The sequence below is a fragment of the Phycisphaerae bacterium genome, assembly GCA_017999985.1.
Lineage (GTDB): Bacteria > Planctomycetota > Phycisphaerae > UBA1845 > Fen-1342 > JAGNKU01.
This window is the reverse complement of sequence record JAGNKU010000005.1, coordinates 136,551-154,230: the sequence shown is the minus strand read 5'-3', so window position 1 is coordinate 154,230 and position 17,680 is coordinate 136,551. Positions and strand designations below refer to the sequence as shown.

The 17,680-nt window shown below is 68.4% G+C and carries 15 protein-coding genes; 8 read left to right on the top strand and 7 right to left on the bottom strand.

Annotated elements, in window-relative coordinates:
- Nucleotides 1-149: 149 nt before the first annotated feature.
- On the top strand, nt 150-1,028 hold the full coding sequence (locus KA383_08610; protein MBP7746181.1) for an MBL fold metallo-hydrolase: 879 nt from the start codon (nt 150-152) through the stop codon (nt 1,026-1,028).
- On the opposite strand, the gene KA383_08605 is transcribed toward KA383_08610, so the two are convergent.
- Nucleotides 967-2,853 carry a tetratricopeptide repeat protein gene (locus KA383_08605; GenBank protein MBP7746180.1) on the bottom strand — a complete coding sequence of 629 codons (1,887 nt, stop codon included), beginning with the start codon at nt 2,851-2,853 and terminating at the stop codon, nt 967-969. The genes KA383_08610 and KA383_08605 overlap by 62 nt on opposite strands.
- A gap of 184 nt (nt 2,854-3,037) precedes the next feature.
- Here KA383_08605 and bamD point away from each other — a divergent pair, with 184 nt between their 5' ends.
- From bamD to KA383_08570, 7 genes are all read left to right on the top strand, one after another.
- Nucleotides 3,038-4,048: an outer membrane protein assembly factor BamD gene (bamD, locus tag KA383_08600; GenBank protein ID MBP7746179.1), complete on the top strand. Its 1,011-nt coding sequence runs from the start codon at nt 3,038-3,040 to the stop codon at nt 4,046-4,048.
- Nucleotides 4,045-4,542, top strand: a complete 498-nt coding sequence (locus tag KA383_08595) for a hypothetical protein (GenBank protein MBP7746178.1) — start codon at nt 4,045-4,047, stop codon at nt 4,540-4,542. The genes bamD and KA383_08595 overlap by 4 nt, the downstream gene beginning before the upstream one ends.
- Before the next feature lie 148 nt (nt 4,543-4,690).
- The gene (gene ftsH, locus KA383_08590; protein MBP7746177.1) at nt 4,691-6,676 is read left to right on the top strand and encodes an ATP-dependent zinc metalloprotease FtsH; all 1,986 of its coding nucleotides are present in this window, start codon (nt 4,691-4,693) and stop codon (nt 6,674-6,676) included.
- 149 nt (nt 6,677-6,825) lie between these two features.
- Nucleotides 6,826-8,094 carry an adenosylhomocysteinase gene (locus KA383_08585; protein ID MBP7746176.1) on the top strand — a complete coding sequence of 423 codons (1,269 nt, stop codon included), beginning with the start codon at nt 6,826-6,828 and terminating at the stop codon, nt 8,092-8,094.
- 137 nt (nt 8,095-8,231) lie between these two features.
- Nucleotides 8,232-9,173: a carbamate kinase gene (locus KA383_08580; protein ID MBP7746175.1), complete on the top strand. Its 942-nt coding sequence runs from the start codon at nt 8,232-8,234 to the stop codon at nt 9,171-9,173.
- Nucleotides 9,174-9,257: 84 nt separating this feature from the next.
- Nucleotides 9,258-9,731, top strand: coding sequence for a universal stress protein (locus tag KA383_08575; protein MBP7746174.1), 474 nt, complete (start codon nt 9,258-9,260; stop codon nt 9,729-9,731).
- Between the two features lie 156 nt (nt 9,732-9,887).
- Nucleotides 9,888-11,723, top strand: coding sequence for a tetratricopeptide repeat protein (locus KA383_08570; protein MBP7746173.1), 1,836 nt, complete (start codon nt 9,888-9,890; stop codon nt 11,721-11,723).
- A 19-nt stretch (nt 11,724-11,742) separates the two neighbouring features.
- Here KA383_08570 and KA383_08565 read toward each other — a convergent pair whose 3' ends face one another.
- The 6 genes from KA383_08565 to coxB all read right to left on the bottom strand — a co-directional run bounded on the left by KA383_08565 (nt 11,743) and on the right by coxB (nt 17,675).
- Complete coding sequence (locus tag KA383_08565; protein ID MBP7746172.1) at nt 11,743-13,080, bottom strand: carbon-nitrogen hydrolase family protein; 1,338 nt, start codon at nt 13,078-13,080, stop codon at nt 11,743-11,745.
- 31 nt (nt 13,081-13,111) lie between these two features.
- Complete coding sequence (locus KA383_08560) at nt 13,112-13,693, bottom strand: heme-copper oxidase subunit III (protein MBP7746171.1); 582 nt, start codon at nt 13,691-13,693, stop codon at nt 13,112-13,114.
- Nucleotides 13,690-14,079, bottom strand: a complete 390-nt coding sequence (locus KA383_08555; protein ID MBP7746170.1) for a cytochrome C oxidase subunit IV family protein — start codon at nt 14,077-14,079, stop codon at nt 13,690-13,692. The genes KA383_08560 and KA383_08555 overlap by 4 nt, the downstream gene beginning before the upstream one ends.
- 30 nt (nt 14,080-14,109) lie before the next feature.
- Nucleotides 14,110-14,685 carry a cytochrome c oxidase subunit 3 gene (locus KA383_08550; GenBank protein MBP7746169.1) on the bottom strand — a complete coding sequence of 192 codons (576 nt, stop codon included), beginning with the start codon at nt 14,683-14,685 and terminating at the stop codon, nt 14,110-14,112.
- Nucleotides 14,686-14,972: 287 nt separating this feature from the next.
- Entirely contained in the window at nt 14,973-16,670 is a 1,698-nt protein-coding gene (ctaD, locus tag KA383_08545) for a cytochrome c oxidase subunit I (GenBank protein MBP7746168.1), read from the bottom strand.
- Nucleotides 16,671-16,688: 18 nt separating this feature from the next.
- Entirely contained in the window at nt 16,689-17,675 is a 987-nt protein-coding gene (coxB, locus tag KA383_08540) for a cytochrome c oxidase subunit II (protein MBP7746167.1), read from the bottom strand.
- Nucleotides 17,676-17,680: the final 5 nt, after the last annotated feature.

Sequence of the window (17,680 nt, the reverse complement as noted above, 5' to 3'; positions counted from 1 at the left end):
GAGGGCCAAAGCGTGGGTCCTTGCTCGGGGCGGCGGAGGCGTTCCGCCAGCGTGCGGGTATCATAACCGACCCGGCCCCGCGTGCAGCAGCGCGTGGGTGGCCTATACTTCTTTCGTCGGGCTGGAGCGCGACCGGGAACTTGGGCGCCATGCATACTGCGTCACCCCCACGCTATGACCTCGGTGGCTGCACGGTCACGCTCGTCAACGGCGGGCGCCTGCGGCTGGACGGCGGCGCCATGTTCGGGCTGATTCCGAAGCCGCTCTGGTCGCGGGCCTGCCCGGCGGACGAGCAAAACCGCATTCCACTGCACTGCAACTGCCTGCTGGTCGAATGGCCCGGCCCGAGTGAGCGCCGCGCGATCATCGAGACCGGGCACGGGCCGAAGTACGGCGACAAAGAGCAGCGCATTTTCGCGATCGATCCGGCGCACTGGCTGCTGCCGGCGCTGGTCGACCTGGGCGTCGACCCGGACACGATCACCGATGTGATCGTCTCGCACCTGCATTTTGACCACGCCGGCGGATTGACGTACGAGCGCAATGGAGAGGTGCGGCCCACGTTCCCGCGCGCCCGCGTGCACGTGCAGCGGGCCGAGCTGGACGATGCCCGCGCGAACTTCGGCATCATGACCGCGACGTACCGCGAGGAGAATTACGCCGCGCTCGAGCGTGCCGGCGCCTGGCGCCCGCTCGAGGGAGCCGGCGAGATCGTCCCGGGGATTCAGGCGCGGCCGACCCCGGGCCACACCCGCGGCCATCACTCGATCGTCGTCGCCGGCCGGGACCGGCGGCTGGTCTTCGCCGGCGACCTCATGCCGACACGGCACCACCTGGGGGCGCCGTACAACATGGCGTATGACCTGTTCCCGCTCGAGAACCGGGCGTCGAAGCAGGCGCTGCTGGCGTGGCTCGCCGCCGACCACGGCCTGCTCGTGCTGGACCACGAAGTGGAGACGCCGGTGCTCACGGTCTGCCGGAAGGACGACTGGTTTGAGTTGCAGCCGGAGGCGGGGGCGGCTCGGTAGGCGGGTCCGTCGGCGCGGCCAGCGCCGCGCGCGCCAGGCCATGGTTGGGGGACAATTCCAGACAGCGCCGGAACATGGCAGCGGCGGTTTCGCGGGCGCCGGCGCGATCCAGGGCGTGTCCCAGGTCGTAGTGCAGGTCGGCGTCGTCGGGCACCATTCGCAGCGCGGCCTGAAAAGCCACCGCGGCTTCCGACCAGCGGGCTTGCAGCATGAACAGGTGGCCGAGACTGCTCGGCGGGCGCGGGTCATCCGGGGCCAGGCTCTGCGCGCGGCGCAGGTGCTCCTCCGCCGCGGCCAGGTCGTTACCCGCCGCCAGGGCCGCGCCGAGTCCGAAGTGGGCCGCGGCGGATTGCGGGGCGAGCTGGACGGCGCCCTGGTAGGCCGCGATCGCCGCTTTGGTGTTGGACTCGCGGAGCAGCGCGGCGCCCAGGGTGAGCCGCAGCTCAAGGACCTGCGGACTGAGCCGCACCGCGGCGCTGTACAGTTGCATGGCCGGCTGAGTCTCGCCCACGCGTTCGCGCGCCCGGGCCAGCTCCCAGGCGGCCAGCCCGCTGCCCGGGTATTGATCCACAGTGTAGCGCCAGAGTGTGCGCGGGTCGCGCCAGAGCTGGGCTTGCTGCCAGGTCAGCATGCCGAGGGCGCCGACCGCTACGCAGCCGGCCAGCGTCGCGCCCGTCGCTAAGATGCGACTGAGTGCGTCGTGCTCCGCCCAAAGCCGCGCGAGCGCCGCCCCCAGCGCGAGCGCGATGATCACGCCGGGCAGGTAGCCGTGACGGTCGGCCGCCGCCAGCAGCCCATTCGGAAACAGCATTGCGTCGGGGGCGAGCAGCAAGACATAGGCCAGTGCCGCAGCCGTCACAGCGGGCGCCTTGCGGGCCACGACAACGGCCACAGCCAGCGCGACGAGCACCGCGACGGCGGCGCCGCCGAACTGCCACGATAGCCAGGGGACCGGGCGGTGTAGTTCATACAGCGGCGCGAGCCCGTGTGGCCAGACGGTCTTCCAGGCGTAGAAGGTCGCGCTCCGGCCCGCCACCGCGATGCGTTCCAGCGCGCCGAGCGCCGGTGAAGTGTCCGCCGCCCGCTGCGCGGCCAGTCCCAGCGCAAGGGCGCCGGCCGCCAACACCACGAACGGCAGCTTCTCCAGCCACACGCCACGTGTGCGCCGGCTGAACCAGCCCGCAGTGAGGCCCAGACGTCGCAGCGGATACCAGTCGAGCACGACGAAGACGAGTGGCAGCGTCAGGCCGGCGCTGCCGGCGGCGAAACTCAACGTGCCGCACGCGAGCGCTACGCCGAGCCACGCGCGGTGGGCCCGCGTGGCCCCGTGCAAGTAGCACAGCGTCGCGGCCAGTGCCCACATTCCGCTGAGCAGCGTGGCGCGCTGTGCCACCCACACTACGGGCTCGACGCGCAACGGGTGGAGCGCGAAGAGCAGCCCGGCGAGGAGGGCTGCCCCGTAATGCGTGACGGTGGGGCGCGCGTCCCGCGCGGCGCCACTCCGCAGCAGGATCAGCGCCAGGGCGGCAACCAGCCATCCGCTGACGACATGCAGCGCGAGGTTCGTCCACCCCGGCCCGCCCGCGACCGGACCCCAGACGATGTCGTCCAACCGCCATGACCAGCGGGTCAGCGCCTGAACTCCAAAGCTGTGAAACGGCCACTGCGCGGGCTGGCGCGGCTCAGCCCCCGGGTGCAGTGCGCTTGCCGTTTCCCGGTGTGCGCCACGGGAAAACGGGCTCTGGAGGGTGGGGCGCAGCGCGGCCGCGGCGGCGACGCCGACGACGACCAGCACCACCCATGTACGCCACTTGCGCCCGACCATCGGCACTCCGCAACGGTCGCTGTGCCGGACGAGACACCCCCGCGGGCGGCAGGATATCGCGGGGGGGTACGGGGGCCAAGTCGCGGCGGCACGGCGACCGCGGGGCTGAGTTGTGTTGCTGTGGCCCGTGAATGGCGGGGCGCCCGATTGTTGGCTGCGCGCTCACGGCCTATAATGGGCCCGCATGATCAACCTCGGCATGGATTTTCGCGTGATCGCACTCACCAGCCTGGTGGCGGTGCTGACGGAGTTCTCGTTGCTCTCGCAGGAGCAACGTTACCGCGAACGCCAAGTACTCGACCCGGACACGGATGAGTGGGTTGCCGAAGAGGCGCCCATTGAAGGTGAGCCGACCGACGAGCTGGGGCAGGCCCGTGCCTATCTCGCAGAGGGCAAACCCGGCAAGGCCCGCACGCTGCTGAAGCGCTGGATCAAGGCCAACCCCGACGATGAGCGCAGCTATGAGGCGACGCTCTTGCTCGGCGATACATACTTTGAAGGCCGCGATTTCTGGCAGGCGGTGAAGCGCTACACCAGCGTCGCGGACGATGCGTCCGGCGAGATTTTCGAACTGGCCAACCAGCGGTGTGTCGACGTGGCCCGCGCGTTTCTGTCCGGACAGAAGCGCATCGTCTGGCGCGTCCTGCGCCTGCCCGCGTACGCCGAGGGCGTTGAGATTCTCGATCGCGTCTGGGAGCGCGTCCCCGGCTCGCGGCTGGGCGAGTTGGCGCTGAAGCTGAAGGCGGATTACTACTTCTCGCACGGCGATCTCGATCTGGCTCAGGATGAGTACGCCAACCTGGCCCAGCAGTATGCCAGCGGGCGCTACGTGCAGTTTGCGATGCTGCGCACGGCAGAGTCCGCCGAGGCTGCTTTCCCCGGCATCCGTTTCGACGCCACGCCGCTGGTCGAGGCGGACGAGCGCTATCGGCAGTTGATGGCAGCGTTTCCCGGGTATGCCGAGCGCGAGAACGTCGCGCAGCGCCTGGAAGGCATCCGGCAGCAGCGGGCGGAGAAAGACCTCGACATCGCCCGCTGGTACGAACGGACGCGTCAGCCCAGCGCGGCGGAGTTTTATTACCGGCAGATTCTGAAGGACTGGCCGGACACGCTGGCCGCCGGGCAGGCACACACGCGCCTGCGGGCCATGGGGGCCGCGACCGGGGAGACTCCGGCGGAGGACGTCGCGCCGTGACCAGACCCCACCTCGTGGCCGGCCTGCTGCTCGTGCTGGTGTCCGTTTCCGGGTGCGGATATCGGGCCGGTGGTCCGTATCGGACGGACGTGCGGACCGTGTATGTGGACATGGTCGGGTCGAAGGAATTTCGCCGGGACCTGGAATTCACGCTCACGGAAGCCCTGAAGAAGCGAATCGGGATGGACACGCCTTATCGGCTGGCCCCGCGTGAAAAGGCCGATACCATATTGGTAGCGGAAGTACTGGAAGAGCGGCAGGCGGCGTTCGCGCCCGACTACCAGACCCGGCAGCCGCGCGAGAAGCACCTGAACCTCACGGTCCGGGTTCAGTGGAAGGACATCCGCACCGGACGCCTGCTGGTGGATCAGCCGGCCATGCTCCAGACGGTGGACTATCTGAACCCCACCGGCGAGAGCGAGAAGTTCGCCCAGGAGCGGGCCATCGACCGCCTGGCCGCCCGGATTGTGGCTCTGATGTACGAGGACTGGTGAGCGCGCCGCCCCGGCCGGGCAGTCGCGCCGCCAGCCGGAGCGCGTTGGCCCGCGGCCACCGGACGGTGAACCGATGCCCGATGAGCAACGACAACCTCAACGCCCGCGCGGCGGCGGCGATGGGGACGGTGGACCCCCGAAGCCGCCCGTGCGCATGTCCCGCGGGCTGTTCAGTTGGATCGTCATCGTCGGCCTGGGGTTGATGTTCTTCGTCATGCTCAGTCAGAGCATGAACAAGGTGCACAAGCTCTCCATCAGCGAATTCTGGACGCACATCGAGAACGGCGATATCGCCAAGGTGGTCGTCAAGGAGAATGCGATCACCGGCGAATTCCGGCCTGACCGCATCCCGGCCAACGTGACCCCGGAGACGAAGCTCTTCGAGTGCGAGTACCTGGGCGTCGTTCAGAAGATCGAGGAGATCCGCAAGGAAGTTGAGGCGAAAAGCGCCCGGAGCGCCAAGCCGGTCGACTTCGGCAGCCAGGCCAGCAACAATCTCTTCGTCAACATCCTGCTCTCGATCATACCCTGGCTCCTGCTGTTCGCGATTATCTGGTTCCTGCTCTTCCGGCAGTTGCGCCAGACGGGCGGCGGCGCCGGCATGCTTGGCAATTTCGGCCGCAGCCGCCACCGTATCCTCACCAAGGAGCACACCAGCGTGACTTTCGCCGACGTCGCCGGCGTCGAGGAGGCCAAGGAGGAAGTGCTCGAGATCGTCGAGTTCCTGAAGAACCCGAAGCGGTTTCAGCGGCTGGGCGGGCGCATCCCGCGCGGCGTGCTGCTGGTGGGCGAGCCGGGGTGCGGCAAAACGCTGCTGGCCAAGGCGATTGCCGGCGAGGCCGAGGTGCCGTTCTTCTCGATCAGCGGCTCCGACTTCGTCGAGATGTTCGTCGGCGTGGGCGCGTCGCGCGTGCGCGACCTGTTCCGTCAGGCGAAGGAAAACTCGCCCTGCATCGTTTTCCTCGATGAGATCGATGCGGTCGGGCGGCGGCGGGGCATGGGCTACAATGGCGGCGGGCACGACGAGCGCGAGCAGACGCTGAATGCGATCCTCGTCGAGATGGACGGCTTTGACAGCAATGACCAGGTCATCGTCGTTGCGGCGACGAACCGGGCCGACGTGCTCGATCCGGCGCTGATCCGCCCGGGGCGTTTCGATCGCCAGGTGTATGTGCCGCTGCCCGACGTGAAGGGGCGCATCGACATCCTGCGCGTCCACGCGCAGAAGGTGAAGGTGCAGCCGCCGCTCGAGCCGAAGCTGTCGCGCATCGCGCGGGGCACGCCGATGTTCAGCGGGGCGGACCTGGCGGCCATCATCAATGAAGCCGCGCTGCTGGCGACGCTGGCCGGCAAGGACGCGGTCGAGCTCGAAGACCTCGAAGAGGCCCGCGACAAGGTGCGCTGGGGCCGGGCGAAGCGCAGCCGGGTCGTGGATGACAAGGACCGCCTGCTGACCGCGTATCACGAGGCCGGGCACGCGGTCGTGCAGACCGTTCTGAAGGACGCCGACCCGGTCCACAAGGTGAGCATCATTCCGCGCGGCCCGTACGGCGGGGCGACGTTTGCGCTGCCGGAGAAGGACCGCAGCTACTACAGCCGCAAGTGGATCGAGGCCCAGATGCGCGTCGCGTGCGCCGGGCGCCTGGCGGAAGAGATTCTCGGTCAAGACGTGAATTCCGGTGCCGGCGGCGACATCCGCCAGGTGACGCAGCTCGCGCGTGAGATGGTCACCGAGTGGGGCATGAGCGATCGACTGGGATTCGTCTACTACGGAGACGACCCGGTCGGCCGGCAGATGCGGCCGGACTTTGGCTTGACGAAGGAGTTTTCCGACCAGACCGCGCGGATGATTGACGAAGAGGTGAAGCGGATTGTCGACGCCGCCTATGCAGACACGCGCCGCCTGATCGAGGCACATCGCCCGCAGCTCGAGGCGGTCGCGCAGGCGCTGCTCAAATACGAAACGCTGAGTGGCGAGGAAGTCCGCGCCGTCATGGCCGGCGAGAGCCTCAACAAGCCGACGGTCGCGGACCTGATCGCGGCCGAGCAGGGCCGCCGCGCCGAGACGCCGGTGGCGCGCCCCGTGCAACGCCCGCCCGACACCGAAGCCGGCCCGCTGCCCAGCCCGGCTTAGCGCGATCGTGCGGGGGCTACTCCATCCCCACAACGGAGCCTTCGTCCCTGCGCGCAGGCGTTGTGCAATCGCCGGCGAGCCGATAAGCTTCGCGATTCGGCCGGTTGCAGCGGCCGCGGGGGCAGGGTTGCTGTGAGGAGCAGACTGGCATGGCGAAGACGCGCTGTGACGTGACGAACCTGAATCTGGCGGCCGAGGGGCGCAAGAAGATCCTCTGGGCCGATCGCGATATGCCCGTGCTGGCCCTGATTCGCCAGCGCTTCGAGAAGCAGAAGCCGCTGAAGGGCATCCACATGGGCTGCTGCATGCACGTGACCAGCGAGACCGCCAACCTGATGCGCACGCTGAAGGCCGGCGGGGCCGAGGTCGCGCTGTGCGCGTCGAATCCCCTCAGTACGCAGGACCCTACGGCAGCGAGCATCGTCAAGGATTTTGGCGTCGCCGTGTATGCCCGCCGTGGCGAGAGCGTGCCGGTGTTCTACGACCACCTGAACGCGGTCATCAACACTCGACCGCAGATCACGATGGACGACGGTGCGGACCTGGTGAACACGCTGCATACGCGCCGCCAGCGCGAGGCACGCGGGATTCTGGCCAGCATGGAAGAGACGACCACCGGCGTCATCCGGCTGCGGGCCATGGCGCAGGCAGGCATCCTCAAGTTCCCCGTGGTGGCGGTGAACGACGCCGACACGAAGCACATGTTCGACAACCGTTACGGCACGGGGCAGAGCACGCTCGACGGCGTGGTACGGGCGACGGACGTGCTGCTGGCCGGCAAGCACGTCGTGGTGGTCGGCTACGGCTGGTGCGGGCGCGGGGTGGCGATGCGGGCGCGCGGTGCCGGTGCGATTGTCACCGTCACCGAGATCGACCCGCTCAAGGCGCTCGAAGCGGCCATGGACGGTTTTGACGTCCGGCCGATGGCCAAGGCCGTCGAGTTCGGGGAGGTGTTCATCACGGTCACCGGCAACAAGCACGTGCTGCGGGCCGAGCACTTCCGCAAGATGCGTGACGGGGCGGTCATCTGCAACAGCGGGCACTTCGACGTCGAGATCGACATCCCGGCGCTGCGCAAGATGTCGAAGAAGGTCATCAAGGACGTCCGGCCGCTGGTGACCGAGTACCAACTCGGGCGGAACAAGAGCATTCACCTGCTGGCCGATGGCCGGCTGGTGAACCTCAGCGCGGCGACCGGGCACCCGGCGAGCGTGATGGACATGAGCTTCGCGACGCAGGCGCTGACCGCCGAGTGGATCGTGAAGAAGGGGCGCAAGCTCGGCGTGGCGGTCCACGAGGTGCCGAAGGCGATCGAGGAGCAGGTGGCCAAGCTCAAGCTGCAGGCGATGGGGATCAGCATTGACCGGCTCACGCGCGAACAGGTGCACTACCTGTCGTCGTCGGGCGAAGGAACGTAGTCGCCAGCCATGAGATTCGGGAGCGCGCCCGGGCCTACAGCCGGCGGGCGCGCACGGCCGATAATTGGCTTATCTGAATCCCTCAGCCGGGACTGAACGCCGTGCCTGCGGAATACACGTATCGCAAAGAGCTGATCATGGTCGCGTTGGGCGGGAACGCGATTTCACGCCCCAACCAGGAAGGCAACGTCGCTCAGCAGTTCGAGAACACCAGCTACACCGCCGAGTACCTGGCCGGCCTGGTCGAGGCGGGGTATCAGCTCGTGGTCACGCACGGCAATGGTCCTCAGGTGGGCAACGTGCTGCGGCGCGTCGAGCTGGCGGCCCGCGAGTTGTACCGCCTGCCGCTGCACATCTGCGGCGCGCACACGCAGGGCGGCATGGGCTTCATGATCGCACAGTGTTTCAACAATGCCCTGCATCGCCGCAACATCCCTCGGACCGCGACCGCGATCGTGACGAGCGTCGAGGTCGACCGCGACGACCCGGCGTTCAAGCGGCCGACGAAGCCGATCGGCAATTTCTACCGCAAGGACAAGGCCCTGGAGCTGCAGCGCGAACAAGGCTGGGACATGATCTCGGTGCCACAGCAGGGTTGGCGCCGCGTCGTGCCGTCGCCGCCGCCGAAGGCGATCGTCGAGATTGACTTGATCAAGCGGCTCGTGAGCGCGGGGGAGCTGGTCGTGGCGGCGGGAGGCGGTGGGATCCCGGTCGCGCGCGACGCCAATGGCGAGTTGCACGGCGTGGAGGCCGTGATCGACAAGGATCGCACGGCGGCGCTGCTGGGTCGCGCGCTGGATGCGCCGGTGCTCCTGATCGTGACGAGCGTGGAGCGCGTGGCGCTGAACTATGGCACGCCGCAGGAAAAGACGCTGGACAGGCTGACAGCGTCCGAGGCCCAGCGCTACCTGGACGAAGGGCAGTTTCCGCCGGGGTCGATGGGGCCCAAGATCGAGGCGGCAATTGAGTTCGTGCGGGGTTGCAGACCAGGGGATGCGCGCGTGATCATCTGCAGTATCGAGCGGATGGCGGACGCGCTGGCGGGCCGCAGCGGGACGCGGATCGAGCCGGACGCCTGAGCGCGGGCCAAGTCGGAGTTGTCAGAGGGGTGTCCGGGGGGCAGGTCGAGTCGGGTCGCGGCGTACAATCCAACGAGGTGCCTTATGGTCGTGAAGCCCAAGCGGATTTTGTGGCCGACGGACTTCTCCGCGCTGTCGCTGCACGGGGCGCGCTACGCGCGGGCCTTCCGCGAGTCCTTCAACGCGGAGTTGCACGTGATTCACGTGATTCCGCCACCGCTCACCGCGGACCTGGCGGTGACCCTGCCGACCGAGGTGCCGGTGACGTTCTCCGACCAGGAGCTGATCGAGGCCTGCCGGGCGCGGCTGGCGAGCGTGGTGCCCGAGCAGTTCGGCAGCGACCCGCCGGTGGTCAGCGACATCATCTTCGGCAACGCCTGGCATGGCATCTGCAAGTATGCTGAGAGCGCGCAGATCGACCTGATCATCGTCGCGACGCACGGGCGTACCGGGCTGCGGCATGTGTTGATTGGCAGCACGGCCGAGCGCATTGTGCAGCATGCGCCGTGCCCGGTGCTGGTGGTGAAGAATCCCGCGACGGATTTTGTGCACGAGTGAAGAACGGCTCTGGCGTCTACGGGGGCCGGCGGTGACGGCGCGACGCCGCGCGTTGGCGGCGCGCGGACGGCACGGTATGCTGGCAAAAGGATGCGGCGCGGGTCCCCGGTGGGCGTGCCGTGCCCTGGTTCACGGCCTGTTGGACAGGAACGGGCGATGATTACACGACGGTATGCGGGTACGTGTCTGGTGGGGCTGGCGATCGGCGGCTGGCTGTTGGCCGGCGGCGCGTGCAAGCGCGAGTCCGCTGCCCCCGAGGGCGCCAGCGCGGCCCCGGGAACGGAGCCGGGCACCGCGCCGATGGCCGGGGCGGCGGAGCTGCCGCTGCCGGAACTGGACTTGGGCACGCTGCCGCTGGTGCTCGAAACAAAGCTGGGGGCGGCGCGGCGCGAAGCGCTCCGGGTGCCCAACGACATCGGCAAGGTGGCCGACCTGGGGGCGCTGTGCTACGTGCACGGGTTCCCGCAGGCGGCGGTGGTGTGCTTCGAGCGAGTGGCCCAGTTGGCTCCGCAGGAGTCGCAGTGGCTGTACGCGCTCGGGTTGGCGCACGCGCGGGCGGGTAATCCCGCCCAGGCCAAGGCCGCCTATGAAAAGACCCTGGCCCTGAACGCCGACTACAAGCCGGCGCGCACGCGCCTGGCGGCCCTGCTGATGGAAACCGATCCAGCCCGGGCGCGCGAGTTCTTCGAAGCGGCGCTGGCGGCGGACGCGGCCGACGTCGTGGGGCACGCCGGTCTTGGACTGTGTCTAGTAGCCGAAAACAAGCTGGACGAGGCGCAGGGTCATTTCCTCCGGGCCCTCAAGACAGCGCCGCACTACGGGCCGGCTCACTTGGGGCTTGCGGCCGTTTTCGAGGCGCGCGGTGAGACCACGGAAGCGGCCGCGCGGCGCCGCCGGGCCGGCCAGGATACGCACATCCGCCCACTGATCGACCCGATGGAAGGCACGCTGCTGGTGCGGGGGTACGATCTGGAGGCGCTCCTGGAAGCCGCGGCGGCCCAGGCGGAGCGGAAGCAGTTCTCGCTCGCGGAACGGCTGCTGAACGAAGCGATCGACGTGGACACCTCGGGCGTGCGCGCTCGCACGCAACTGGCCGACGTGCTGGCGCAGCAAGGCCGACTCGATGACGCCGTCCGCGAGTTCGAGCGTGTGCTGAGCCTGCCGGACGGCAAGGATTACGCGCCGGCGAAGTGCAAGCTCGCGTTTGCCATGCTGCTCAAGAAGGACTTCGACCGGGCGGAGCAGTTGCTGCGCAGTGTGCTGGATAAGAACCCGGCGGACGAAGAGGCCTTGCGACGGTTCTGCACGCTGGCCATGGCCCGGGGCACGCCGGACGCCGGCGTCGCGGTGATCAAAGCCGCGCTGGCCGCGCAGCCGCAAAGCGGCGACCTGTATCTGGCGGCCAGCGGCTGGCTGCAGCAGTTGGACCAGGAAGCGGAGGCGCGTGCCGCGCTGACCAAGGCAGTCGAGCTGGATCCGGAACTCGTGGCCGCCCGCCACGCGCTGGGGCTCTACCTCTTCCGCGCCGGCGACGTGGCCGGCGCGCGCGAGCAGTTTGCCGCGGCGCTGCGCACCGACCCCAAGTACCTGGCGGCTCGTTTGGCGCTGCGTGATCTGCTGACCATCGCGAAGGACTACGCCGCCCTCGAGCAGTTGCTGCGCGACGGGCTGCAGGTCATGCCGGACCGGCCGGAGCTGGCGAACTCGCTCGCGTGGCTGCTGGCGACCTGCGCGGATGCGACGCGCCGCAAGCCGGAGGAAGCGATCCAGTGGGCGGAGAAGGCCTGCGCGGCGACGAATCACCGGGATGACACGATGCTGGACACGCTGGCCGCGGCGTACGCGGCGGCCGGTCGGTTCGAGGATGCCCGCAAGTGGGTCGGCGAGGCGCTCAAGATCGCTCAGGCGGCCAATCGGCCGGACGATGTCCGGGATTACCAGGCACACCAGGCGCTCTTTGAGGCCGGCAAGCCGTATTTCGAGAATCCGTGACACGGGGTGGGGCGGCGAGTCAGAACTCGTACTGCGCGGGGCAGCGGCCGGCGAGCACGTCGGTCCCGGGGGCCACGGTCTTGCGCGCGGCGAGCGCCGCGGCGAGCGTGACCGGGGCGTCGGTGGCGGGCACGACGTGGCCGTGCGGGTCGATGATCTGTCCGTGCGCAGCGGTCACCTGGACGACGAAGATACGGTTCTCACACGCCCGTGCCTGGAGCGCGCAGCGCGGACAGTCGGCGCCGAAGACGACGACGGCGTGCACGCCGCGCAGCGCAAGACAGCGGAGCGGGGCGAAGCGGGCGGCAGCGGGGGCACGCACCGAGCCGATGCGCACGCCAGCGATGTCCAGCGGCGCGGGCGTCGGTCCACTCAACAGCGTATAGCGGTCGCCCCGCACGGGATCAGACGACGGGCCGTCGCGTAACACGAGCAAGTGCTCTGGAACCGGTGCACGGGTGTCCAGTTGTGCGGCCACGGCGTGGTCGTTGATGGTGTGCGCGACGGGCCACACCGTCACGGGACGGACATCGCCGCGCGGCGGGTCCGGTGGAGCGGGCGACAGCAGTGCGCTGCGCTCCGCGGGCGTAATGACGGGGCGGCGGGGCGGGGCGGGAGTTACCTCGGCGACGGCCACGGTGGTTTCGGCTGACCCGCACTGGGCGCGGATCGTTCCGTCGGCAGCGCAGATGAGGCTCGATCCGACGAAGGTAGTGTCGCGTTCGCGGCCCCACTTGCTGGCGGACGCGATCGGCACGCCGAACTCCGTGGCCCGCGCCGCGATGAGGAAATCCGGCTGCGGGTTCCAAAGCGCGTCGGTGGCGCCGGCGTTCACCCAGGCGGTGGGTTGCAGGATGAGCTCCGCGCCGCGGGCGGCCAGCGTCGCGGCGATTTCGGGGAGGCGGGCGTCGGCGCAGATCATCAGTCCGATGCGACCGAAGTCGGTGTCCAGCGGCTCGATGCGCGTGCCCGGCGAGAAGTAGTTGCGGTCGAACGCCCACAGGAAGCACTTGTGGCGCATGCCGAGCAGCGCGCCGTTGGCGGCGACGAATGCGGCGGCGTTGTAGAGCCGGTCGTGATCTTCGGCGACGAAGCCGGCACAGAGCGCGATGTGCTGGTTGCGGGCGAGCTGTTGCAGTCGGGCGAGGAAGGTGGCGGGGGCGGGCAGGCCGGCGTTTCGCGCGGCGCGATACTCCGCGATGCTGCCCAGGCAATAGGCCGGCCAGGCGCATTCGGGCAGCACGACGAGTTGCGCGCCGCGCTCGGCGGCCTGCGTAACCAGGGCCTCGAGCAGCGCCAGCGTTTCCGCCCACCGGTCCAGGGAGGCGCCGGGCATTTGGGCGACGGCGATGCGCATATGCGGATTAGCACGCGGCGGCGGGCACGGGTCAAGTGCTCAGCAGAAGCGCCGCGAAGATGACCAGCCAGACGGCGTCGAGGAAGTGCCAGTACATGGCGCAGTACGTGACGCCGGCGTGGTGTGCGGCGCTGTAGCGCCCGCGCAGGGCCCGCGCGGTGACGACGGCGAGCGGGACGAGCCCGCCGATGATGTGCGCCGCGTGCAGGCCGGTGAGCAGGTAGAAAGTGATGGAGAACATGTTGCGGCCGGGCGGCAGGTTCGCCGCCCAGGCCAGCCACCAGTTCGCGATTTGGCTGAAGAGAAAGGCGAGGCCGGCGAGCAGCGCGATCAGCAGGGCGCGTGCAGCCGCGGGGGCGCGTTCCTGGCGCAGGCTGTGGCGGGCCACGAGCAGGCTCGCACTGGTTCCGATCAGCAGCACGGTGCTGAGCCACAGCCCGGCCGGCAGCGGCGGTGTGCCGGGTGGCGGCCAGGCGGTGGCACGGCTGCGCATGACGAAATAGAAGACCAGCACGGCGGCGAAGCCCATGCCGAGCGACGCCAGGAAGAGCAGCATGATGAGGCGGCCGGCGCTGAGGCCGGCGGGGGTTGCGGGCGGCCGGGGCGTGTTCACGGCTGCTGCAGGGCCGGCGCGTAGCGCGCCGGATCGACGTCGCGATATTCCTGCACGTCCGGGCGATAGGCGAGGGAGTCCATGAGCGCCAGGCCGCAGAAGAGCATGACGAACAGGAGTGCGCCGATCAGGATGACGCCGTTGAAGGGCTTGTCATAGCGCAGGTGCATGAAGTACAGGGCCACGAGGGTGGCCTTGACGGTCGCGATCAGCAGGGCAATCCAGAGGTTGATGGTCGGGCCGAAGTCGAGCCACGCCACGCGCGTGACCGCGACCGTGATGAACGTCAGCACGAGCAGGGCGGCGAGCGTGGCCGCGAGCACCCACAAGGGCACATGGTGGCCGACCTGGCGGTGGGCGGTGGTGGGGGACTCGGGAGCGGTCATCGGCGATCCTCGCCGGCGCGCGGGGCGCCGCTAGTGAATCAGGTACAGCAGCGGGAACAGGTAAATCCAGATCAGGTCAACCACGTGCCAGTACAGTCCAACCATCGGCACGGGCGTGAAGTAGGCGGCGGTGAAATGCCCGAGCTGCGCGCGGACCAGCAGCCAGGCGATCAGCACCAGCCCGGCGATCACGTGCAGGCCGTGCAGGCCGGTCATGGCGAAGTACACCGCGAAAAACACCTGGACGTTGTGCACCTTGGGTTCGGTGGACAGCTCGAGCGGCGCAGCGCCGGGTCGCAGCAGGCCGCGCGGTCCGGATTCGGCCGGCTGCACGATCCAGGCCGTTTCGCCAGCGGGGGCGGTAGTGGGCTGCGACGCGGCTGGCGGCGGCGCGGTGCCGTGCTCCGCCGCGGCGTGGGTGGCGAATCCCGGGTGCGGGTGCGCCGGCTGATAGTGCTTGCCCCACAGCAGCCCGTCTTTCCACTTGTGCTCGTATTCGACGTACTTGATGCCCAGGAAGCCGAGGCCGCAGGCGATGGTCATGGCGAGCATGACCATGAGCAGCCGGCGGCGGGTGTGCTGCGCGGCCCACACCGCGGTGGCCATCGTGAAGCTGCTGACGAGGAGGATGACCGTGTTGACGGCGCCCAGCGGCTTGCTCAGGTAGACGTGGGCGTACTCGAAGATCTCGGGGTGATTGGCGCGGTAGACGGCGTAGGCGCAGAACAGCCCGCCGAACAGCAGGATCTCCGTCGCCAGAAACAGCCACATGCCCAGCACGACCGACTCGAACTGCTGCGCCGGCGTGTCGAAATGGTGCTGGAGATGCGGCGGGTGCTCGTGGGGCGGCGCTGCATCGCTGGGGTTGAGGGTGGACATCGGGTTCTGGCTCGCTAATGCCCGGGCACGCTGGCACCCGGACGGTTCACGCGGACGTACCCGCCGGTGCGGGCGTCGTATTCCAGGTCGCTGAAGTCATACGGGTCGCCGGCGACGGGTGGCGTGTCGAAGTTCTGCGTGGGCGGCGGCGAAGGGCATTGCCATTCAAGTGTGGCGCCGCCCCACGGATTGGCGGGGGCGCGCCGGCCGGCGAAGAGCGAATGCAGCAGGTAAATCGCCGTGATCACGAAACCGACCGCCATCAGGTACGAGCCGATGCTGGAAAGCACGTGCAGGAACTCGAACTGGGGCGGGTAGTTGTAGTAGCGGCGGGGCATGCCGTGCGTGCCCATGATGAACTGCGGGAAGAAGGTCAGGTTGAAGCCGATGAAGACGACGACGAAGGCCACGCGCCCCCACAGCTCGGAGTACATGCGGCCGGTCATCTTTGGCCACCAGTGGTGAATGCCGCCGATCATCGCCAGGAGCGTGCTGCCCATCATGACGTAGTGGAAGTGGGCGACGACGAAGTACGTGTCGGTCAGGTGGTAGTCGGTGGCCAGCGCGCCGAGGAACAGGCCGGTGAGGCCACCGATGCCGAAGATGAAGATGAAGCCCAGCATGTAAAGCATGGGCGTTTTCAGCGAGATCGAGCCGCCGTGCAGCGTGGCGAGCCAGTTGAAGACCTTGACCGCCGACGGGATGGAGACGCTGTACGTCAACAGGCTGAAGATGGTGGTTACCAGCGCGGACTGGCCGCTGACGAACATGTGGTGGCCCCAGACGAAGAAGCCGAAGATCGCGATGGCGATGCTGCTGAAGGCGATGAAGTGGTAGCCGAAGATGTGCTTGCGGCTGAAGATCGAGATCACCTCGCTGGCGATGCCCATCGCGGGCAGGATCATGATGTAGACGGCGGGGTGCGAGTAGAACCAGAAGAAGTGCTGGTAAAGGAGGGGGTCGCCACCCAAGCCGGGCTGGAAGATGCCCAGCTCGAAGGCGCGCTCCACGATCAGCAGCAGCACGGTGATGCCCAGCACCGGCGTCGCGAGGATCTGGATGATGGCGGTCGCGTAGAGCGCCCACAGGAACAGCGGCAGGCGGAACCAGGTCATGCCCGGCGGGCGGAGCTTGTGGATCGTCACGACGAAATTGAGCCCGGTGAAGATCGAGCTGAAGCCGAGCACGAACACGCCGAGGAGCACGGGGATGACGCCGCCCATGCTGGTGTCGGTGGCGTAGGGCACGTAGAAGGTCCAGCCGGTGTCGACGCTGCCCATGAGGATGGCCACGACGGACAGCAGCGCGCCGAGCACCCACAGGTGGTAGCTGAACAGGTTAAGGCGCGGAAAGGCGAGGTCTTTCGCGCCCAGCATGATCGGCAGGACGAAATTGCCGAGGGCCGCAGGGATGCCGGGGATGATGACCAGGAAGGTCATGATCGCGCCGTGCAGCGTGAACACGCGGTTGTAGTTGTCCGCGCTCATGATCGTGCGCTGCGGCGTGAGCAGCTCGGTGCGGATGAGGATGGCGAAAATGCCGCCCAGCAGGAACGCCGCCAGGATCGACACGAGGTACATGATGCCGATGCGCTTGTGGTCGACGGTGAAGAGCCAGGACCGGATGCCCCGGGTCCGCGTGAGGTAGTTGTCGCCCGCCGCGGCCTGCGGCTGTCCGGCGGGGAGCGAAATGCCCGGATCAATCGCGCTCATATCGGCCACCAGCCCCGGTCATTTGCCTAGTTCCTTCAAGTATTCGATGATCGCCGTGATTTCCTTGTCCGTGAGCTGGCCCTTGAAGGTCGGCATCACGGGGTCGTAGCCGCGCACGATCTTGGCCCGCGGCTCAAGGATCGACTCGCGGATGTAGTTGTCCTCGGCCTGGACCGTGGTGCCGTCGGCCAGGGCCACATCGTGCTCGTACAGGCCCTTGAACGTCGGCCCGATGTTGGCGCTGCCATCGGTGGAATGGCAGCCGCCGCAGCGCCGCGTGACCAGCAGCGCGCCCACCTCGGCCAGGGTGCGCGTCTTGAACGGGTCGGAGGCCTCGTCGAGCCACTTTTCGTACAGGCCCGGCTCGTGCACGACCACGCGCGCCAACATGTCCGAATGCTGCGTGCCGCAGTACTCCGCGCAGAGAGCCAGGTACTCGCCCGGCCGGGTCGCTTTGAACCAGATTTTATTGTAGCGCCCCGGGACGGCATCGCGCTTGATGCGAAACGCCGGCACGAAGAAGCTGTGAATCACGTCGTTGGATTCGAGGATCAGCCGGACGGGCATGTCCACCGGTACGTGCAGCTCGGTGTCGATGTGCCCGTTGGGATAGGTGAACGACCAGAACCACTTCTGGCCCAGCACGCGGATGTCGAGCGCGCCGGCGGGTGCGTTGATCATGTTCATGAACCCGCGAAAACCCATGTAGAACATGATCACGACCAGCACCAGCGGGATCGCGGTCCAGGTCAGCTCGAGGGCCGTGTTGTGCGTGGCGCGACCCGGGCCGCGCGCGCCCTCGACCCGTCGGCGATAGCGGATGACGAAATACGCCATCAGCAGGACGATGAGGGCGAAAAAGAACAGCGAGACGGCGTAGATGAAATAGAAGACGGCGTCGGTCGCGACGGCGCCGGTGGACGCGGCGGGCGGCATCCAGAACGTGCCGCCTTCCGGCGCGACGGCCGGCAGTGAGGTCGGGGCCTGGGCGAGCAGCGCGGACATCGCTT